Genomic DNA, 19,370 nt, shown 5'->3' on the forward strand with positions numbered 1-19,370 from the left:
ATTGCGCCAGGGGCTTCGTCTATTCCGGGGCACACCGGTGAGGCGGCGTACGCCCCCTGACCTTGGACATGCCCCACCCGGAAGGGGTGTACGCCTGTGCCCGCACTTGTGCTGCTCGGTGCTCAGTGGGGTGACGAGGGCAAGGGAAAGGCCACCGACCTGCTCGGTGGATCCGTGGACTACGTGGTGCGTTACCAGGGCGGCAACAATGCCGGCCACACGGTCGTCGTAGGCGACCAGAAGTACGCGCTCCACCTCCTCCCTTCCGGAATCCTCTCGCCGGGGTGCACCCCGGTGATCGGAAACGGTGTCGTCGTCGACCCGGCGGTCCTGCTCTCCGAGCTGAGCGGGCTGAACGAGCGCGGCGTCGACACGTCGAAGCTCCTGATCAGCGGCAACGCGCACCTGATCACCCCGTACAACGTCACCCTCGACAAGGTGACGGAACGGTTCCTCGGCAAGCGCAAGATCGGCACGACGGGTCGCGGCATCGGCCCGACCTACGCCGACAAGATCAACCGCGTCGGCATCCGGGTCCAGGACCTGTACGACGAGTCGATCCTCTCGCAGAAGGTCGAGGCGGCGCTGGAGGGCAAGAACCAGCTCCTCGCCAAGCTGTACAACCGCCGCGCGATCGAGGCGGAGCAGATCGTCGAGGAGATGCTCCAGTACGCGGAGCAGATCAAGCCGTTCGTCGCGGACACCACGCTGATCCTCAACAAGGCGCTCGACGAGGACAAGGTCGTGCTCTTCGAGGGCGGCCAGGGCACCCTGCTCGACGTCGACCACGGCACGTACCCCTTCGTCACCTCCTCGAACCCGACCGCGGGCGGCGCCTGCACGGGTGCGGGCGTGGGCCCGACGAAGATCTCCCGCGTCATCGGCATCCTGAAGGCGTACACGACCCGCGTCGGCGCGGGCCCGTTCCCGACGGAGCTGTTCGACGAGGACGGCGAGGCGCTGCGGCGCATCGGTGGCGAGCGCGGTGTCACCACCGGCCGTGACCGCCGCTGCGGCTGGTTCGACGCGGTCATCGCGCGCTACGCGACCCGGGTCAACGGCCTGACGGACTTCTTCCTCACCAAGCTCGACGTGCTGACGGGCTGGGAGCAGATCCCGGTCTGTGTCGCGTACGAGATCGACGGCAAGCGCGTCGAGGAGCTGCCGTACTCGCAGACCGACTTCCACCACGCGAAGCCGATCTACGAGATGCTGCCGGGCTGGTCCGAGGACATCACGAAGGCCAAGACCTTCGCGGACCTTCCGAAGAACGCGCAGGCGTACGTGAAGGCCCTGGAGGAGATGTCGGGCGCACCGATCTCCGCGATCGGCGTCGGCCCCGGCCGCACCGAGACGATCGAGATCAACTCCTTCCTGTAGGAGCGTGACGAAGGGCCCGCACCCCGGCAGGACCGGGGTGCGGGCCCTTCTTCCTGGGCTCAGGCGTCGAGCTTGGTGTCCCGGCCGACCTTCTCCCAGGTCGTGAGGTCCGAGCGGACCTGGTCCAGGTGGCCCAGGATCGTGTCGATCGAGTCGTCGCCGAGGGCGAGGCGGAGCGGCGTCTCGTCGGCGTTCAACGCGGCGATGACGGCCGCCGCGGCCTTCGCCGGGTCGCCGGCCTGGGTGCCGCCGCCGGTCTCCACGAAGCCGCGGGTGGCGCCGACGGTGTCGGCGTAGTCGGCGATGCCGTCACCGCTGAGGCTGTGGTTGCCGAAGAGGCCGGTGCGGAAGGCGCCGGGCTCGACGATGAGGACCTTCACGCCGAGCGGTCCGACCTCGGCGGCGAGCGCCTCGGACAGACCCTCCAGGGCGAACTTGGTCGCGCTGTACGCCCCGAAGCCGGCCATCGACATCTGCCCGCCGACGCTGCTGAGCTGCACGATCGCGCCCGAGCGGCGGGCCCGCATGTGGGGCAGGACGGCGCGGGTGAGGGCGGCGGGGCCGAAGACGTGCACGTCGAACAGCGAGCGCAGCTCCTCGTCGGCGGTCTCCTCGACCGAGCCGACGTGGGTGCGGCCCGCGTTGTTGACGAGGACGTCGACGCGTCCGTGGCGGTCGACGACCTCGGCGACGACCCGGTCGATCGCGGCCGCGTCGGTGACGTCCAGGGCGACCGGGTCGACCTGGTCGGGATGGGCGGCGACCAGGTCGTCCAGGGTCTCGGTGCGGCGGGCCGCGGCGACGACGACGTCTCCGGCGGCGATCGCGGCCTCCGCGAAGGCGCGCCCGAATCCGCTGTTGGCGCCGGTGATCAGCCAGACCTTGCTCATGTGCGTGTTCCCCCTGCTGTTTCGGGCTGTCTCGGTCTCTCCTTGTCCCAACAAGCTTGGGACGATGGGACGTTGTCTGTCCAAGATCCGCCGTGATAGCCAGAGGGCATGGATGTGCACGGGCGGGAACTGCGGTACTTCCTCGCGGTCGCCGAGGAGCTCCACTTCACTCGGGCCGCCGAGAGCCTGTACGTCTCGCAGCCCGCGCTCAGCAAGCAGATCCGGGCCCTGGAGCGCCAGCTCGGAGCCCCGCTCTTCGACCGCGACCGACAGGGCGTCCGCCTCACCGAGGCCGGTACGGCGCTGCTGCCGCACGCGCGCGCGGTGCTCGCGGCATGGGCGGAGGGGGAGGGCGCGGTGCACGCCGCGCGGGCCGCGCGGGAGGCCACCCTCGTCGTCGGCATGTCGACGAGCCCCGGCCGGGGCGGTCTGCTGCCCGCGATCCGCTCCCGCTTCACGTCGGAGCACCCGGCGGCCCGGCTCCGGCTGCGCCAGGTCGGCTGGGACGACCCGACCGCCGGGCTCGCCGACGGCGCCAGTGACCTGGCGTTCGTCTGGCTCCCACTGGTGGACGCCGAGCGGTACCGCTGGCTGGTCGTCGCCACCGAGCCGCGCCTGATCGCCCTGTCCGAGCGGCATCCGCTCGCGGCCCGTGAGCGGATCGACTTCGCCGACCTCCTCGACGAGCCGTTCCTCGCGCTGCCCGGGGCCGTCGCCCCCGAACTCCGTGACCACTGGCTGGCCCTGGACGCGCGGGACGGCCGCCCGGCCCGGATCGGCGCCGAGATCGGTTCCACCGACGAGACGTACGAAGCGCTCGTCGACGGCCTCGGCATCTGTCTGGTCGCCGAGGGCAACGCGCCCCTGCTCACCCGCGGCGGGGTCGTCGTCCGCCCGGTCGACGGCGTGTCCCCGACCAGCTTCGCGCTCGCCTGGCGCGCCGCCGACTCCCGCCCGCTGATCCGGGACTACGCCCGGGCGGCGGCCGACGTCGTACGGCGGGAGTCCTGAACTCGCCTTGTGCGGAAGGGTAGTCGAGCGCTTAATGGGGCTCCGTTTCAACTCGTCCAGGCACAGGGGGAAGCATGGGCACGCCAGAGTCACCGGCCACGCCGCCGCCGCCGTCCCATCCGCCGCGCTCCGGGGTCGTCGGGCCGGCGGCCCTTCCGCTGGTCATCAGCAAGCGACTGCTCTGGGTGAGCGGCGCGGCCTATCCGCTGGAGAACATCGTCCGCGTCTACACGTTCGTCCTCCGGCCTCGTAAGGCCGAGGCGTTCCGCGTGTTCGTGAAGCGGGTGGTGCTCACGCTGCTCGTGGCGCTGGGAATCGGCCTCTTCGCCTTCCTGGCCAACGGATTCAGCTCGGGCCGGGAGCCGTCGGCGTTCGTCGGCTTCCTCTACCAGATCTCCTTCCTGGGCGTCATCGGCGCGCTGATCTGGGCGCTGGTGGACATGCTGGCTGTCGTCACCGCGTCCGCGCACGACGTGCTGGCCATCGAGACGAACGGCCGTTCGACCGCGATGGTCTCCGGAGACCGCCGCTATCTGAACGAACTCGTCGGGCGCATCGCGTCCGCGATCGACGAGCCGGACGCGGAGCTCACGGTCACCGTGGGGGCGCTGACGATCAGCAACCCCAGCAACTACTACTTCGGCGACGCCGTGAACATCTACGGCGGCAGCGGCAACACGGGGGTCTCGAAGTGACCGGCGGGGACAACTACTACGGCGACGTCGTGAACATGCACGGCGGCCAGGGCAATCAGGGCATCGTCCACCACCACGGCTCACCCGAACTCGAACGGGCCCTGACAGCGGTGCTCCAGCGCGTCGAGGAGCTGCGGGGCAGCCTCCCGGCCGGGGCCCTGGAGTCCGTCGACGGCGCCGCGACCGACCTCGCCGTGCCGGACCGGCGGGGTGGTGCGCTCCAGGTCCTCCAGGCGGTCGCCGCCACGGTCGGCGGCGTCGGCCAGCCCCTCCTGGACGCGGTGCGCGCCGCCCTCGAACTCCTCGCCCGGTAGCCCGCCTAGGGCTTGTCCCGGACGAACTCGGCCGGTTCCCCGTCCGCCGACATCCCGTAGACCTGGAGCCGGTCCTTGCCCTGCCACTGGACGATGCGGAGGTTGCTGGAGCCGTTCTCGGCGCAGTCCGGGTCCCAGGTGTCCGGGTCGCGGGTCTCCGGGCCGATGACGAGCAGGGTGCCCGCGCTGCCGACGACGGCCGTGGAGGCGCAGTCGATGTCGTCGGCGAGCAGGTTGCCCTCGTCGTCCATGCGCGGGTACGACTGCTCGAAGCGGACGAGCGGTGCTCCGACCGGGCCCTGGGTGACGGTGACCCGGTAGGACCAGCGGTCGGGCTGGGGCTGGAGCACCGTGTCCGGTGCCTGCTTCCAGGTGCCGACGTACGCGGCGGGGACGACGTCGGTGCCGGCCTTGACCCGGCGGAAGGTGCTCTTCGCGACGCCGGAGCCCCATTCGACGACGTCGGTCGAGCGCAGGGTGAGGGTCTGGCGGGCGGCCGGGGTGCAGCGCTGGGCGGGGACGCTCGCGGTGATCTCCGCCTCGCCGAGGACGAGTTCGCCTTCGGTGGCGGAGATCAGGGTGGCCCGGCCCATGCAGAGCTGTTCGCCGGTGACGTGGGTGTAGACGGCGGCCCTGGCTCCGGCGGGGCCCTGGGTGATCTCGATCCGGCTGGTCTCGTAGGGGGCGTCCGGCTTGCCCTTGAGGACGCCCTCCCAGGCGCCGAGGAAGGCGGCCGGGACGATCCCGGGGGCGGGGCGGGTGGCGTCCGTGGAGCCGTTCTTCCGGCCGCCGGCGCCGGTGCCACCGGTGCCGCCGTCCCGGGGCCAGTACGTGTACGCGACGCCGGCCGCCGCCGCGACGGCGAGGGCCGTGACGGCGGCGAGCAGGGCGGTGCGCCCGCGCCGCCGGGGCGCGGGGGCGGGGGCGGTCCCGGCCGTCCCGGTCGCCGCCTTCGCCCCGCCGGTGGACGGCCCCGGGGCCGGCGGGGGAGTGTCGGATTCCTGGGAGCTGCCCTCCGCCTCCAGGAGCCGTGCCGCGTGCCGTCCGAGCCGGGCGAGGACGTCCGCGGGGAGCCAGGGGTCGGCCACCGGGAGGGTGTCGACGATCTCGGTGGCGGTGGGCCGGGCCGCCGGGTCCTTCGCGAGGCAGGCCCGGATGAGTCCGGAGAGCTCGGGCGGGAGATCCGTCAGGTCGGGCTCGTCGTGGGCGATGCGGAACATGGTGGCGTGGACGCCGCTGTCGGCGGTGCCGAAGGGGGCGCGGCCGGTCGCCGCGTACACGAGCACGGAGCCGAGGCAGAAGACGTCCGAGGCGGGTGAGACCTGGTCGCCGCGGACCTGCTCGGGCGACATGAAGCCGGGGGAGCCGACGACGGCCCCGGTGGTGGTCAGGTTGCCGCCGTCGGAGACGTGGTCGACGGCGCGGGCGATGCCGAAGTCGATGATGCGCGGCCCGTCGACGGTCAGCAGCACGTTGGAGGGCTTGAGGTCGCGGTGGACGAGTCCGGCGTCGTGGATGTGGTCGAGGGCGCGGGCGAGCCCGGAGGCCAGGGCCCGTACGGTCGCGGGCGGCAGCGGCCCGAACTCGTCGCCGACGACGGTCCGCAGGGAGGGGCCCGGTACGTAGCCGATCGCGACCCACGGGGAGTCGGCGGTGGTGTCCGAGCCGAGGACGGGCGCGGTGCCGGTGCCGCCGACCCGTTCCAGGGCGGCGACCTCGCGGGCGAAGCGGCGGCGGAACTCGTCCTGGGCGGCCAGCTCGGCGTGCACCACCTTGACCGCGACGGTCCGCCCGCCGGCGGAGCGCGCCAGGAACACCCGGCCCATCCCGCCGACCCCGAGGCGGCCGATCAGACGGAACGGGCCGACGCTGACCGGATCTTCCGCGTTCAATGACTCCACGTCGCCAGAGCATGCCAGACGGGGAGTTCGGCGATCAGCCCTCTCCGCAGACCTTCAGCCCCTTCGGGGTGGCGCAGGGCAGGTGTCCGTGGGCGCTGATGACGTCCTGGCCGCGTCCGGACCGCAGGTAGGTGAGGAAGCTGGAGGTCAGGGAGTCGGTCCGGGGCAGGCCCCAGGTGTAGGCGTACTCGATCTCCCGGTACGGGTAGGGGGAGGCGCCCAGTTCGTCGACGGCGGGTCCCCGGCCTTCGACGGAGACCCGGTGGAGGCCCTTCCGGCCGTCGCTGGCGCGGAGTTCGGTGTAGCCGATGGCCCCGGGGACGCGGGCGACGGTGGACAGGACCTGTTCCGTCGAGTCGAGTTCGCAGCGGATCACCTTCGAGGCGGGGTCGTCGAGGTGCCGGCAGTCCCGGGAGGAGTTGGCGGGTTCGTTGTGGCCGAGGACCCGGCGCTGGAACACCTCGCGGGTGCCCGAGTTGGCGTCCCGGCTGACGAGGAGGATCGGCAGGTCGGGGCCGCCGACCTCGTTCCAGTAGCGGATGTCGCCCCGGTAGATCCGCTGGATCTGGTCCACGGTGAGGTCGTCGACGGGGATGCCGTCGTTGAGGACGAGGGTGAAGAGGGAGACGGCGATCATGCTCTCCCGCAGCTCGGGGAAGCCGTCCGGCTTGTGTCCGTCGGAGAGCGCGATGACGGCCGGCGACCCCTTGCCCGCCTTCGTGCCGGCCTCGGCCAGCTCCCGGATCCCGGCGGTCGAGCCGTGCGGGTCGACGGCCACGGTGGAGCCCTCGCAGTCCTCCTCGTACCGCTTCGCCGCCTCGCGCAGGGCGGGTGCGAAGGCCGTCGAGCCGGTGACGGTGAGGGTGCCGCGGGCGCAGCCGATGGGCGGCGGGGTCTGCTCGCGGACGATGATCGCGGCGAGGGCCATGACGCAGACGGTGAGGACGACGGTGACGGTCCGGGCGGTCGGGCTGAACCGGGCGGGCTTCTCGTCGGGGGTGGTGCTCCGGTTGCGCCGGATGGAGCCGCCCTGGAGGCTGCCGTCGATCTTGATGTCCTTGTCGGCGACGCCGCCGGAGAGCTGGACGAGCAGCTTGAAGTACTGGCCGCGTTCGAGGGCGACCTTGGGGACGAGGACCGCACTGCCGTTCCTGCCGAGCTTGGGGGAGCGCTCCAGGTCCTCCCGTACGGAGTCCCAGGCGGCCGGGATGGTGGCGACGACGCCCTGGACGGTCCGCTCGGCGAAGGTGATCCGCAGGCCGTGGGGTTCGGCGGCGGCGCCGTAGTCGTCGGAGCTGATGTCGAGCTCGCGGTCGTTCTCGATGCGGAGGAGGACGAGCGTGGACCCGTCGGCGGGCGGGGCCATGCCCACGACCTGGCCCTCCCGCACGGTGGTGACCTCGCTGTCCTGGTTCTCCTCGCGGTGGAGCGGGGTGTTCAGCTGCACGCGGTAGCCGAGCCGCTTGCGCTGGGGCGAGAACCGGTCGATCCAGACGACGGCGAGCGTGACCAGGACACCGATGAGGGCCGTCCCCACCGCGATGACGTTCTCTGCGGTTATCCACTCCATGGCCAGGACGGTACGGACGCGTGTACGAGCCCGGGGGTGGCGTAGCGGGCGGTCACCTGGACTTCGCCGTTCCTTCAGGTGGACCGACAGGGGTTGCCCGGGGCTGTGGAGCGTGGGTGTAATGGCGACGAGGGGGCCTTCCGTCTGAGGAGTACCCCATGCGTGTCGTCGAAGTGACCGCCTACGGCGGACCCGAGGTCCTCAGGATGGCCCGCCGGCCGGAGCCGGAGGCCGGGGCCGAGCCGGGGAAGGTCCGGGTGCGCCTGAAGGCGGCCGGAGTGAACCAGGCGGACCTGCGGATCCGCGCCGGCCGGTACGCCGACTCGGTCGGCCTGCTCAAGCCTCCGTTCGTGCTGGGGACGGACTTCGCGGGGAAGCTGCTCGATGCCGCGCCCGGCCTGCCCGTGGGAACCCGCGTGGGCGGTTTCGTGCCCTGGTTCGAGATGCTGACGGGCGACGGCACGTACGCCGAGACCATCTGGGCCGATCCGGAGTGGCTGGCCGTGATCCCCGACGAGGTGGACTTCACCGTGGCCGCGTCCCTCCCGCTGGCCTCGGCCACCGCCCAGCAGGGCCTCGACCGGCTCGCCCTCCCGGCGGGGTCGACGGTGCTCGTGACCGGCGGGAGCGCGGTGGTGGGCCGGGTGGCGGTCCAGCTCGCGCAGGCCGCCGGACTGCGGGTCGTGGCCGTGGCCCACGAGGGTGACGAGCCCGAACTGAGGGTGCTCGGAGCGGACCAGGTCGTCGTGCGCGGTACTCCCGAGGACGTGGTCGCGAAGGTGCTGGCGGCCGAGCCGGACGGGGTGGACGGGGTCTTCGACGGCGGGATCATCGGCCCCGCCCTCCTCCCGGCGCTCAAGGACGGCGGTGTCTTCGCCGCGATCGCGCCCGACCGGGTCCCGGCCGCCGAGCGGGGCATCCGTGTCGAGGCCGTACGGGCCAAGCCGGACGCCGTGCGGCTCGCGGAGAACCTGCGGAAGGTGGCCGACCGGGAGCTGATCACCCGGGTGGCCGACGTGATGCCCCTGGAGGAGGTCGCCGAGGCGCACCGCAGGGCGGAGGAGGGACACCGGCCGGGCCGGATCATCCTGATGATCTGAGCGGACGGCGGGCCATGGCGATCGTGATCTGAGTCACAGGGGCTGGACCTCGACCTTGGTTGAGGAAGCAGGCTTCTTCTCAGCCGGCCAGGAGGACACGAGCCGGCGGGAACCGCGACCCAGGAGACGATCCCCATGGCCACGCTGCTGCACATCGACACGTCCTTCAACGGCGAGAACTCCCACTCCCGCGCCGTCACCGCCGCCTTCCGCGCGGCCTGGGAGGCCGAGCACCCCGAGGGGACGGTGATCCACCGCGACCTCGACGCGGATCCCGTCGCCCACCTGGACGCGTCCGCGGTCGACGCGGGGGGCACCGCGGCGGCCGACCGGTCGCCGGAGCAGCGGGCGGCGTTCGCGTCGCGCGGCGGGCTGATCGACGAGGCCGAGCGGGCGGACGTGATCCTGATCGGCGCGCCGATGTACAACTACTCGATCCCGTCCACCCTGAAGGCCTGGCTGGACCAGGTCTTCCTGGTGGGCCGCACCGCGATCGCCGAGCACCCCTCGCTCGCCGGCAAGCGGGCCGTCGTCGTCGCCAGCCGCGGCGGCTCCTACCGCGAGGGCACGCCCCAGTTCGGCAACGACTACGTCGAGAACTACCTGCGGCTGATCCTCGCCGACGTCTTCGGCATGGACGTCAGCTTCATCACCCCCGAGCTGACCTTCGCCCCGCACGTCCCGGCGATGGCCGGGCTCGTCCCTCTCTTCGAGGCCTCCCGCGCCGATTCGCTCGCCACGGCCGAGTCCCTGGCGAAGGAACTGGCGGTGCGGTTGGTCGCGTAGCGGACGCCGCCGTCCGGAGAGAAGGCGCTCTGTGGACCGGAGCGCCTTCTTTCTGGTCTAGACCTTGACAGGTTCAGACCAATCGCGCTTCGCTGTGCTTTCCCATCCGGCTCCACCCGGCCCCCACCCGGAAGGAAGTACGCATGCTGCGCAAGTTGGTCACCTCACTGGCCGCGCTCTGTACGGCCGTCGGACTCGCCGTCCTCCTGCTCCCCACCGCCTCCGCCGGCGCGGCCGCGGCCTGCGCCGCCGCGTGGAACTCCTCCGCCGTCTACACCGGCGGGATGACGGCCTCGCACAACGGCCACAACTGGCAGGCCAAGTGGTGGACCCAGAACGAGACCCCCGGCACGACCGGCGAGTGGGGCGTCTGGGCCGACCAGGGCGTGTGCGGCGGCGGTGGCACCACCCCGCCCACCACCCCGCCGCCGAGCGGTGGATTCGTCGTCTCCGAGGCCCAGTTCAACCAGATGTTCCCGAGCCGGAACCCCTTCTACACGTACGCGGGCCTCGTCGCGGCCCTGAAGTCGTACCCGGGCTTCGCCACCACCGGCAGCGACACGGTGAAGAAGCAGGAGGCCGCGGCCTTCCTCGCGAACGTCTCCCACGAGACGGGCGGGCTCTACTACATCGTCGAGCAGAACACCGCCAACTACCCCCACTACTGCGACACGTCGAAGCCCTACGGCTGCCCGGCCGGCCAGGCCGCGTACTACGGCCGCGGCCCGATCCAGCTGTCCTGGAACTTCAACTACAAGGCCGCCGGTGACGCCCTCGGCATCGACCTGCTGAACAACCCCTGGAAGGTCGAGCAGGATCCGGCCGTCGCCATGCAGACGGGCCTCTGGTACTGGAACACCCAGAACGGCCCCGGCACGATGACCGCGCACAACGCGATGGTCAACGGCGCGGGCTTCGGTCAGACCATCTGGGCGATCAACGGCAGCCTGGAGTGCAACGGCGGCAACCCGGCCCAGGTCCAGAGCCGGGTCACCAAGTACCAGCAGTTCACCCAGATCCTGGGCGTGCCCGCGGGGTCGAACCTGTCCTGCTGACGGTCAGTCCTGCCAGTCCAGGAACGCGCTCCACGAGGACGGCTCCACGGTGAACGTGGGGCCGTCCTGCATCTTGGAGTCCCGGAGGTGGACGGTGTGGGCGGTGGTGGCGACTTCTACACAGTTACCGCCGCCACTGTCGCTGTAGCTGGACTTGAACCAGTGCAGGGTCTCGTTCATCTCCGTACTCCCGCCAACTCCTCGATGACGCCCAGCGACCTGCGCGGATCCAGGGCCTGTGCCCGGATCTTCGCATACCTCTGCCGGTGGACACTGACCTTCGCCCGGTCGGTGATCAGCAGGCTCTCCCCCTGGATCTCCAGGTAGGTCACGTGGTCATGCTCCGGGGTCTCGACGATGTTCAGATCGCCCCGGTCGCCCGCGTATTTGCCTCCCAGCCCCGCGTCCAGCGGGAGCACCTGAAGGTTCACGTTGCTCCTTCGGGCGCACTCTGCCAAGTGCAGGAGCTGTTCCCGCATGATCTCCTCGCCGCCGATCGGTCGCCTCAGGACCGACTCGTCGAGGATCAACTCGATCTCGCACACCTGCTTCCGGTCGAACAGCTTCTTCCGGGCCATCCGGCCCACGACCAGCTCCTCGACCCGCTCCGGAGTCGGCTCGGGGTGGCCACCCGCGATCAACGCCCGTGCATACGCATCCGTCTGGAACAGCCCGTGGACGACGTGGTTGGCGTACAACCACAACGCCACCGCCTTCTGCTCGATCGGTGCGTAATCACGGAACAGCTCCGGCAGCTTCTCCAGCCGTACGAGCTCCCGCATCTCCTCGAAGATGCCCGTGCCGCCGCCCAGACCCCGCTCCAGCTGGACGAGCATGTCGTCGCTCACCGGGTGGACGTGGCGTTCCATCGCGCTGATCGCCGCGCCCGTGAAGCCCGTCTGGCTTCCCAGATACTCCTGCGTCCACCCCTTCTTCTGTCGCAATCTCTTCGCCACCGCGGCCGCCATCCTGGCCGCAGGGCCGACCGTTTCCCTGTTCTCCGCTCGCGCCATTCGCGCTCCCCATTCGGACTCAACCGATCTCAACCGGTCTCAACTGCTCCCCGCCGAATTCGACTGCGCAGGCGGTGTGTTGGCGCAGGTCAAGGGGTTGCCGACGCGCCCGCCGCAGTCGTGGAAAACGCTAGCGCCGACGCGGGAGCATGGCCCTGTGAATGCAGAGAATCGGGAAGTAATTGCCGGTTGGATTCCTGTTTCCGGATTCCAACTCCGTAAGGCGGGCGTACAATTCGACGCCGTTCGAGTCGACGGTGACGAAGGGCGCCGGCTCGCCGACTGGATGGAGGCGCTGACGGGGGGCGACCCCGGGCCCGTCGTCATCGAGGCGAACGGCCGGCGGGGTGTCTACTTCCTCGTGCCGCCCGGCTCGACGGCCCGCCGGGCGTGGCCGCGCGGGGTGACGCGCTTCAACGCGGGGCCGGCCCATGTGAGCTACGTGCCGGTCCCGGCGCTGACGGGCGGGACCTGGCCGCTGTCGTGGCGGTTCCCGCCGACCTGCCCGGACCGCTTCGTCCACCCGCTGCTGCTGCGGAGCGTGGTCGCCGAGCTGTTCACGACCTCTTGACCACCCAGGTCAGGGCCAGCGCGGGGGCCAGGCAGGAGGCGAGGGCGAACGCCTGGTCGTGGCCCGCCACCTGGAAGTCCAGGGCCTTCGGCAGGAGCAGCAGCAGGCCGGTCAGGAGGATGCCGAGCGCCGGCAGGTGGACGCCCGCCTCGAAGCGGCGCAGCCGGTGCACGGCTTCCGCTTCGGCCATCGCCTTCAGGGTGAAGCCTGCGACCAGGATCAGGGGCCAGATCCAGAGCCCGAGGAAGGCGACGAGGAAGAGACGGACGGTGGAGCGCCGGCCGTTCTCGACGACGGGGGTCCCGGGATCGCGAGGCGCGAAGTACACGTCGACCTCGGTGCCGGGCTTCGGCGCCTTGAAGCGGGTGTACACACCCCGGACGGTGACGTCGCGGGGGCCCGCCTCGTACGGGATGCGCAGGGTGAGATCGGTGAGGTAGTACGGGTCGTTGTCCTCGCCGCCCCGGTGCGGCGCGGGCTCGCTCGCGAGGCGGACGACGGTGACGGCGTACTCGTCGTACCCGGCGCGCTCCAGTCGCTCGGTCTCGCGGCCGTAGGCGCCGCTGACGTCGAAGGCCGTCAGGAGGGCGGCGAAGGTGGCGAGCGGGACGCCGAAGCAGAGCACGTACCGCAGGACGGGGTTCGGCCGCCGGGTGTCGGTGCGGGGCTTGCTCAGCGGGTCGCGGGACCGGGCCTCGGCCCGGCAGGAGGCGGCCACCCACGTCGCCGCGAAGGCCACGGACAGGCCGGCGAGGGCGAGTTCGGGCACGAGCGGGGGGTACGGGGAGGTCCCCCAGAGGGCGGCGACGACGGCCGCCGCCCCGCTGAGGACCATGCCCCAGCCGGTGAACGTGACGGCCGTGCCGCGCGCTGGCGTGCTCATGGCGCGCAGCTTAGGCCGCCCCGTTCAGTCCCCCGGCGGGGGCGGTGTCCGGTAGCTCTCGCCCGCCGTCTCCAGGGCCGCCGACAGCCGCTCCAGGACGCGCACCGTCTCGTCGAAGGCCTCCTGGCCGCCCAGTTCCCGTGCGAGGAGGGCGGCGAGCTCCGCGTGGCCCGGGTCGATGCGGCGGACGGCCGCCCGTCCGGCCTCCGTGGGGGCGAGGAGCTTGGCGCGCCGGTGGGCCGGGTTCGGCTCGTAGGCGGCCAGCCCGTCCCGTACGAGGAGGTCGGCGACGCGCTGGACGCTCTGCCGGGTGATGCCCATGACGCGCGCGATCCCGGCGACGGGGAGGGGCCGGGGGAGTACGGCTCCGAGGACCTGCCACCAGGCGGCGGTGAGGCCCGCCGGTTCGGCCAGCTTCTCGGAGACGGCGAGGAACTGGCCGTTGAGACGGAAGACGCCGAGGGCCGTGCGGGAGAGTGCGTCCTGCTGCGCGCGGCTCACGCGTTCAGCTCGTGGAAGGCGGCCGGGTCCGAGAACTCGAAGAGGCGGTACCAGGCGTCCCGCTTTCCTTCGTAGGCGCCGAGCAGGGCGAAGATCTCGCGCGCGAACGCGACCGGGTCCGTCGGGCCCGCCGTGATCAGGTTTCCGGCCGTCAGCGCGTCCATGTCGGCGTAGTGCTCGCCGCCCTTGTATCCGGTGGCCGCGAGGTAGAAGGAGGCCGCGCTGGTGTGGGGGCGGTCGTCGAGCAGGCCCTCCTTGGCGAGCCCGGCCGTGGCGCCGCAGATCGCGGCGACCGGGACCCCGGCGTCGAGGAAGGCGCGGGCCTTCGCGGCGAACGGGGCGAGTTCGTCGCCCTCGTCGTACTTCTCGGCGCCCGGGAGGATCAGCAGGGCGCTGTCCTCGGGGTCGAGGTCGGAGAGGGCGAGGTCGGGGACGATCCGGATGCCGGCGATGGTCGTGACGGGCTCCCCGGCGACCGGTCCGACGGTGCGGATCGTGTAGCCGGCGCGGGCGAGCCAGGCCGTGGCGTGGCCGGTCTCCCAGTCGGCGAGGGTGTCGTAGACGGCGAGATGGACGGTCGTGGTGTCAGTCTCGGTTCCCATGACAGAAGACTGTCATTTAGACAGCATGCTGTCAATGCTCCGTGAGGGGGAGGGCGGGGAGAGCAACGTGTCGCGTCCGCCACGGTCTCGGTGGACAAGATGGCCATGGCCCGTCCCACCTGCGGTTCCTTACCCTCGACCCATGACCCCTCATGTCGAACCCGATCCCCAGGCCGGCGCGGCCGTCAAGGCCGCCGACCGCGCGCACGTCTTCCACTCCTGGTCCGCACAGGGACTGATCGACCCGCTCGCCGTCGCCGGCGCGGAGGGTTCGTACTTCTGGGACTACGACGGCAACCGCTACCTCGACTTCACCAGCGGTCTCGTCTACACGAACATCGGCTACCAGCACCCCAAGGTCGTCGCCGCGATCCAGGAGCAGGCCGGGAAGCTCGCGACCTTCGCGCCCGCCTTCGCCGTGGACGTCCGCTCCGAGGCCGCACGCCTCATCGCCGAGCGCACCCCGGGCGACCTGGACAAGATCTTCTTCACCAACGGCGGCGCCGAGGCCGTCGAGAACGCCGTCCGCATGGCCCGTCTGCACACGGGCCGCCACAAGGTGCTCTCGGCCTACCGCTCGTACCACGGCGCGACCTCCACCGCGATCAACCTGACCGGCGACCCGCGCCGCTGGGCCTCCGACACCGGCTCCGCGGGCGTCGTGCGCTTCTGGGCGCCGTTCCTGTACCGCTCGCCCTTCTACGCCACCACCGAGGCGGAGGAGTGCGCGCGGGCCCTCCAGCACCTGGAGGACACGATCGCCTTCGAGGGTCCGGCGACGATCGCCGCGATCATCCTGGAGACCGTCCCCGGCACCGCCGGCATCATGACCCCGCCGCCCGGCTACCTCGCCGGCGTCCGCGAGATCTGCGACAAGTACGGCATCGTCTTCGTCCTCGACGAGGTCATGGCCGGCTTCGGCCGCACCGGCAAGTGGTTCGCCGCCGAGCACTTCGACGTCGTGCCCGACCTGATGACCTTCGCCAAGGGCGTGAACTCGGGCTACGTGCCGCTCGGCGGCGTCGCCATCAACGCCGAGATCGCCGCCACCTTCGACAAGCGCCCCTACCCCGGCGGCCTGACCTACTCCGGTCACCCGCTGGCCTGCGCCGCCGCCGTCGCCACCATCGAGGTGATGGAGGACGAGAAGGTCGTCGAGAACGCCGCCCACATCGGCGAGAACGTCCTCGGCCCCGGCCTGCGCGAGCTCGCCGAGCGCCACCCGTCCGTCGGCGAGGTCCGCGGCATGGGCGTCTTCTGGGCGCTCGACCTGGTCAAGAACCGGGAGACCCGCGAGCCGCTCGTCCCGTACAACGCGGCCGGCGAGGCCAACGCCCCGATGGCCGCCTTCGGCGCCGCGGCGAAGAAGCAGGGCCTGTGGCCCTTCGTGAACATGAACCGCACCCACGCCGTTCCCGCCTGCAACGTCTCCGAGGCGGAGGTCAAGGAGGGCCTGGCGGCCCTGGACGCGGCCCTCTCGGTCGCCGACGAACACACCGCGTAACAGCGAAACGGGGAGGTCCTCTCCGTCTGGACTAGGGTGTCCGGAGCCGGACGGAGGGGGCCGACCCATGCCCGCGAGCGGAGCTGTCACTCGCAACACCTTGCGACAGCAGATCGCGGACGCGCTCCGTGACGAAGTGCTCGCGGGCCGTCTCCAGCCGGGCGAGGAATTCACGGTCAAACAGATCGCCGAGCAGTACGGCGTCTCCGCGACGCCCGTCCGCGAAGCCCTCGTCGACCTCTGCGCCCAGGGCCTCCTCGACTCCGACCAGCACCGCGGCTTCCGCGTCCACCAGTACTCGATCGCCGACTACCGGGGCATGGTCGAGGCCCGCATGCTCGTCGTCGACGGCATCTTCCGCCGCCACGCCCCCGCGACCGTGCCCCCGGAGCCCGACCACGGCCTCGGCGTCACCCTCGTCTCCATACGGCGCCGCGGCGAGGCCGCCGCCCGCGCCGCCCGCGCCGGGGACCTGGACATCCTCATCGGCTACGACATCCGCTACTGGCGCGAGCTGGGCCGGCTGGTCTCCGCCAACGACTACATCGCCGACTTCCTGCACCGGCTCCGCGTCCAGGCCTGGGTCTTCTCCGTGCCCTACCTGCGCTCCGAGCGGGACGTCCTCGGCTGGCTGTGGAGCGGACACGTCGACCTGGTCGACGCCATCACCCGGGGGGACGCGGAAGCCGCCGTCCAGGTCGTACGGGAGTACAACACGCACTCGCTGGAATGGGCCGAGCGCCTGGAGGCCCGGGCCCTGAGCTGAGCCGCAGCCGGGTTGAGGCGGGGGCTCCGGGGGCAGGTGGTCAACGGGTGGGCGTCGTCGGCCGAGCCGACTACCCTGGCCGTCCCTGCAACTGACGGAGAGCGAGCCTCCCTTGGCCTGTGACCTGTGGCTGGTCCCCCTCGTCGACGTGCTGTGCCACAGCCCCGACAACCCCTTCGCCGAAGAGATAGCCGCCTACGACGCCGTGCTGACCGCCTCGGGCCAGCCGACCGTGCCCGTCTACGCGTACATGCCGGGTCTCTCCGGCGACGTCGCCCCCGTCGCCGGCTTCGACTACGAGGCCCTGCACTTCCTGCGCCGCGCCTTCCTGCTCCAGATGTGCGGACTGCCGGTCGAGCCGGTGGGCGAGCTCGGCGGAGACTACGAACAGCTCCTGGAGATGTTCGAGGCGACCGCCCAGCAGTCCCACCTGGTCTGGCACTACGACCACGCCGGCGCGTACGTGCCGGTGGACTTCCCGGTGCCGCTCGCCAGCGACGAGCTCCTGGAGGGCGGCGGCCCGCTCGGCTCCTCGTACGGGCTGCTGCGGGAGCTGGAGTTCGTGGCGCCCTCCCTCGGCATCGACCCGGCGAACCCGCCGGCGGCCCCGCAGCCCCCGGACCGGCCCACCACCCTGGAGGAACCGGCCACGGCCGTGCCCTACGACGACCACCCCTTCGCCCGGGAGCGGCACGTGTGGCTCGGGCTGCACGCGGCGGCGACCCGGAGCCTGGCCCAGGGCTCGATGATCATCCTGAGCTGACTCCTCCGCGCCCCGGGGACCCGCCTAGCGGGCCTCCGGGGGCCGCTGGCGCGGCATGTTCGGCCGGGTGCCCGGCGGCAGCGGAAGACGGCCCGAGGGGTGGGAACTCTCCGGCCTCGCCGGGACCACCCCGACCGACTGGAGCGCCAGCGGCGCCGGACCCGAGCGGAACTCGACCATCCAGTCGGCGGTCTCCGCCCGCACCAGCTCCGTCACGTCCTCCGAGAAGCGGCGCAGCACCCCGAGACAGCGCTCCGCGGCCTCACTGGCGGTGCCCTCGGTGGGCCCCAGGACCTCCCGGACGCTCTCCGAGGCCCAGTCGAACTGGAGCGCCTGGAGACGGCGCTGCACGGCCTGCGCGGTCGCCACGTCCCTTATCCAGCCGGACGTCAGCCCGAAGTACCGGTCGCAGGCCAGACACGCGGCGCCGAGCAGCAGCGACAGATAGCCCCAGCCCGCGGCGCCCTCGGCGACCCCGGTCAGGTCGAGCAGCGGGAGCGCGGCGCCGGCGATCACCCCGGCGGCCGTGCCCATCCGCAGGAGCCGGGCGCAGCGGCGCTTCCAGACGCGGTCGGAGAGGTACCACTCGGCGGTGCGCAGGGCGTTCGACTCGACCCAGCGGTACAGCTCGTCGAGCCGTTCGGCCGGCTCGCCCCAGTCGCCCAGGGGGAACGGCGTACCGGTCAGATCGCGGGTGACGTCTCCCCCGGGGGGCCCCGGCGGCTGCATCTCCGGCTGCTGGCTCACCGGGGGACTCCTCTGTTCAGCTCAGCGCGCGTGTCCTTCTGTGACGTGCGGTGCACGTGGTGCCTGCCCTTCCTACCGCCGAATGGTGGGCGGCGGGCCCGGAATCCCGGGATTTCCGCCCGCAAGAGGGTCTTGATCAGGTAGAGGAGCCCGCAGTTTCTCACTCGAAAGAGTTGCGTCGGCACCCCGGTCGAGGAGCACGTAGGCTCGGCATACCGACGTTCGACAGCCCCGGACGCCGGACCAGGCGTTCCGACCAGCAGGAGTGAGTGACCGTGATCCCCGGTGGTGGCCAGCCCAACATGCAGCAGCTCCTCCAGCAGGCGCAGAAGATGCAGCAGGACCTCGCCCGCGCCCAGGCGGAACTCGCCGCGACCGAGGTGGACGGCCAGGCCGGCGGCGGCCTCGTCAAGGCCACCGTCACCGGCTCCGGCGAGCTGCGCGGCCTGGTCATCGACCCCAAGGCCGTCGACCCGGAGGACACCGAGACGCTGGCCGACCTGATCGTCGCCGCCGTCCAGGCCGCCAACGAGAACGCGCAGCAGCTCCAGCAGGCCAAGCTGGGCCCGCTGGCGCAGGGCATGGGCGGCATGCCGGGCCTGGGTTTCTGAACCCGGCCGAGAGCCTCTTCTAAGGCTCGCTTCCAGCCACTACCGTAAGAATCAAGCACTCCCGAGAAGGGCGCCGGCGTGTACGAAGGCGTGGTTCAGGACCTCATCGACGAACTGGGCAGGCTGCCTGGCGTCGGTCCCAAGAGCGCGCAGCGGATCGCCTTCCACGTCCTCCAGGCGGAGCCCACGGACGTCCGCCGCCTCGCGCACGCCCTCCTGGAGGTCAAGGAGAAGGTCAGGTTCTGCGCGGTCTGCGGGAACGTGGCGCAGCAGGAGCAGTGCAACATCTGCCGCGACCCCCGCCGCGACCTGACCGTCATCTGCGTGGTCGAGGAGCCCAAGGACGTCGTGGCGATCGAGCGGACCCGCGAGTTCCGCGGGCGGTACCACGTCCTCGGCGGCGCGATCAGCCCGATCGAGGGCGTCGGCCCCGACGACCTGCGCATCCGCGAGCTGCTCGCGCGGCTCGCGGACGGCACCGTCACCGAGCTGATCCTCGCGACCGACCCGAACCTGGAGGGCGAGGCCACCGCGACGTACCTGGCGCGGATGATCAAGCCCATGGGGCTCAAGGTGACACGGCTCGCGAGCGGGCTCCCGGTCGGCGGCGACCTCGAGTACGCCGACGAGGTGACCCTCGGCCGTGCCTTCGAGGGGCGGAGGCTGCTAGATGTATGACGACAGGGCCGGCGCGCTCTCAGGGAGGC

At 71.7% G+C, this 19,370-nt stretch carries 22 protein-coding genes; 13 read left to right on the forward strand and 9 right to left on the reverse strand.

Annotation, left to right across the window (positions count from 1 at the left end; all coding sequences use genetic code 11):
* The first annotated feature begins 96 nt into the window (after positions 1-96).
* Positions 97-1,380 (forward strand): adenylosuccinate synthase, encoded by a 1,284-nt coding sequence (locus tag ABTY59_RS09505; RefSeq protein WP_352018311.1) that lies wholly within the window; start codon positions 97-99, stop codon positions 1,378-1,380.
* 59 nt (positions 1,381-1,439) lie between these two features.
* Here ABTY59_RS09505 and ABTY59_RS09510 read toward each other — a convergent pair whose 3' ends face one another.
* Positions 1,440-2,270 carry an oxidoreductase gene (locus ABTY59_RS09510; protein WP_352018312.1) on the reverse strand — a complete coding sequence of 277 codons (831 nt, stop codon included), beginning with the start codon at positions 2,268-2,270 and terminating at the stop codon, positions 1,440-1,442.
* 108 nt (positions 2,271-2,378) lie between these two features.
* Here ABTY59_RS09510 and ABTY59_RS09515 point away from each other — a divergent pair, with 108 nt between their 5' ends.
* The 3 genes from ABTY59_RS09515 (at position 2,379) to ABTY59_RS09525 (ending at position 4,290) form a co-directional block, all read left to right on the forward strand.
* Positions 2,379-3,281, forward strand: coding sequence for a LysR family transcriptional regulator (locus tag ABTY59_RS09515; RefSeq protein ID WP_352018313.1), 903 nt, complete (start codon positions 2,379-2,381; stop codon positions 3,279-3,281).
* Between the two features lie 74 nt (positions 3,282-3,355).
* Complete coding sequence (locus ABTY59_RS09520; protein ID WP_352018314.1) at positions 3,356-3,976, forward strand: DUF6232 family protein; 621 nt, start codon at positions 3,356-3,358, stop codon at positions 3,974-3,976.
* Positions 3,973-4,290: a hypothetical protein gene (locus ABTY59_RS09525; protein ID WP_352018315.1), complete on the forward strand. Its 318-nt coding sequence runs from the start codon at positions 3,973-3,975 to the stop codon at positions 4,288-4,290. The genes ABTY59_RS09520 and ABTY59_RS09525 overlap by 4 nt, the downstream gene beginning before the upstream one ends.
* Before the next feature lie 5 nt (positions 4,291-4,295).
* On the opposite strand, the gene ABTY59_RS09530 is transcribed toward ABTY59_RS09525, so the two are convergent.
* A complete protein-coding gene (locus ABTY59_RS09530) occupies positions 4,296-6,191 on the reverse strand; it encodes a serine/threonine-protein kinase (protein ID WP_352018316.1) in 1,896 nt (631 codons plus the stop codon).
* A gap of 34 nt (positions 6,192-6,225) precedes the next feature.
* Positions 6,226-7,761, reverse strand: a complete 1,536-nt coding sequence (locus ABTY59_RS09535) for a substrate-binding domain-containing protein (protein ID WP_352018317.1) — start codon at positions 7,759-7,761, stop codon at positions 6,226-6,228.
* A 158-nt stretch (positions 7,762-7,919) separates the two neighbouring features.
* On the opposite strand from ABTY59_RS09535, the gene ABTY59_RS09540 reads away from it, so the two are divergent.
* From ABTY59_RS09540 to ABTY59_RS09550, 3 genes are all read left to right on the forward strand, one after another.
* On the forward strand, positions 7,920-8,861 hold the full coding sequence (locus ABTY59_RS09540; RefSeq protein WP_352018318.1) for an NADP-dependent oxidoreductase: 942 nt from the start codon (positions 7,920-7,922) through the stop codon (positions 8,859-8,861).
* Between the two features lie 135 nt (positions 8,862-8,996).
* On the forward strand, positions 8,997-9,647 hold the full coding sequence (locus tag ABTY59_RS09545; protein WP_352018319.1) for an FMN-dependent NADH-azoreductase: 651 nt from the start codon (positions 8,997-8,999) through the stop codon (positions 9,645-9,647).
* Positions 9,648-9,790: 143 nt separating this feature from the next.
* Positions 9,791-10,702, forward strand: a complete 912-nt coding sequence (locus ABTY59_RS09550; RefSeq protein ID WP_352018320.1) for a glycoside hydrolase family 19 protein — start codon at positions 9,791-9,793, stop codon at positions 10,700-10,702.
* A gap of 3 nt (positions 10,703-10,705) precedes the next feature.
* On the opposite strand, the gene ABTY59_RS09555 is transcribed toward ABTY59_RS09550, so the two are convergent.
* Complete coding sequence (locus ABTY59_RS09555; protein ID WP_352018321.1) at positions 10,706-10,882, reverse strand: DUF397 domain-containing protein; 177 nt, start codon at positions 10,880-10,882, stop codon at positions 10,706-10,708.
* Entirely contained in the window at positions 10,879-11,715 is an 837-nt protein-coding gene (locus ABTY59_RS09560) for a helix-turn-helix domain-containing protein (protein ID WP_352018322.1), read from the reverse strand. Before ABTY59_RS09560 ends, ABTY59_RS09555 begins: the two co-directional genes overlap by 4 nt.
* Before the next feature lie 157 nt (positions 11,716-11,872).
* Between ABTY59_RS09560 and ABTY59_RS09565 the strand changes: the two genes are divergently transcribed.
* Positions 11,873-12,286 carry a hypothetical protein gene (locus tag ABTY59_RS09565; protein ID WP_352018323.1) on the forward strand — a complete coding sequence of 138 codons (414 nt, stop codon included), beginning with the start codon at positions 11,873-11,875 and terminating at the stop codon, positions 12,284-12,286.
* Here the strand turns inward: ABTY59_RS09565 and ABTY59_RS09570 are convergent.
* The 3 genes from ABTY59_RS09570 to ABTY59_RS09580 are packed head-to-tail and all read right to left on the reverse strand — an operon-like array spanning position 12,273 to position 14,272.
* Complete coding sequence (locus ABTY59_RS09570) at positions 12,273-13,169, reverse strand: hypothetical protein (RefSeq protein ID WP_352018324.1); 897 nt, start codon at positions 13,167-13,169, stop codon at positions 12,273-12,275. The genes ABTY59_RS09565 and ABTY59_RS09570 overlap by 14 nt on opposite strands.
* 24 nt (positions 13,170-13,193) lie before the next feature.
* Positions 13,194-13,670 carry a MarR family winged helix-turn-helix transcriptional regulator gene (locus tag ABTY59_RS09575; protein WP_352018325.1) on the reverse strand — a complete coding sequence of 159 codons (477 nt, stop codon included), beginning with the start codon at positions 13,668-13,670 and terminating at the stop codon, positions 13,194-13,196.
* Complete coding sequence (locus ABTY59_RS09580) at positions 13,667-14,272, reverse strand: DJ-1/PfpI family protein (RefSeq protein ID WP_352018326.1); 606 nt, start codon at positions 14,270-14,272, stop codon at positions 13,667-13,669. The genes ABTY59_RS09575 and ABTY59_RS09580 overlap by 4 nt, the downstream gene beginning before the upstream one ends.
* Positions 14,273-14,414: 142 nt before the next feature.
* Between ABTY59_RS09580 and ABTY59_RS09585 the strand changes: the two genes are divergently transcribed.
* The 3 genes from ABTY59_RS09585 to ABTY59_RS09595 all read left to right on the forward strand — a co-directional run bounded on the left by ABTY59_RS09585 (position 14,415) and on the right by ABTY59_RS09595 (position 17,305).
* On the forward strand, positions 14,415-15,776 hold the full coding sequence (locus tag ABTY59_RS09585) for an aspartate aminotransferase family protein (RefSeq protein WP_352018327.1): 1,362 nt from the start codon (positions 14,415-14,417) through the stop codon (positions 15,774-15,776).
* A gap of 67 nt (positions 15,777-15,843) precedes the next feature.
* A complete protein-coding gene (locus ABTY59_RS09590; protein WP_352018328.1) occupies positions 15,844-16,542 on the forward strand; it encodes a GntR family transcriptional regulator in 699 nt (232 codons plus the stop codon).
* 112 nt (positions 16,543-16,654) lie between these two features.
* Entirely contained in the window at positions 16,655-17,305 is a 651-nt protein-coding gene (locus ABTY59_RS09595) for a putative DNA-mimic protein (protein ID WP_352018329.1), read from the forward strand.
* Between the two features lie 24 nt (positions 17,306-17,329).
* Here the strand turns inward: ABTY59_RS09595 and ABTY59_RS09600 are convergent, their stop codons facing one another.
* Positions 17,330-18,034 (reverse strand): SLATT domain-containing protein, encoded by a 705-nt coding sequence (locus tag ABTY59_RS09600; RefSeq protein ID WP_352018514.1) that lies wholly within the window; start codon positions 18,032-18,034, stop codon positions 17,330-17,332.
* Positions 18,035-18,327: 293 nt separating this feature from the next.
* On the opposite strand from ABTY59_RS09600, the gene ABTY59_RS09605 reads away from it, so the two are divergent.
* Both ABTY59_RS09605 and recR read left to right on the forward strand, forming a co-directional pair.
* Positions 18,328-18,663 (forward strand): YbaB/EbfC family nucleoid-associated protein, encoded by a 336-nt coding sequence (locus tag ABTY59_RS09605; protein WP_352018515.1) that lies wholly within the window; start codon positions 18,328-18,330, stop codon positions 18,661-18,663.
* Positions 18,664-18,741: 78 nt separating this feature from the next.
* Complete coding sequence (gene recR, locus ABTY59_RS09610) at positions 18,742-19,341, forward strand: recombination mediator RecR (protein ID WP_030747474.1); 600 nt, start codon at positions 18,742-18,744, stop codon at positions 19,339-19,341.
* Positions 19,342-19,370: the final 29 nt, after the last annotated feature.

Source organism: Streptomyces sp. NPDC096079 (assembly GCF_040303145.1).
GTDB lineage: Bacteria > Actinomycetota > Actinomycetes > Streptomycetales > Streptomycetaceae > Streptomyces.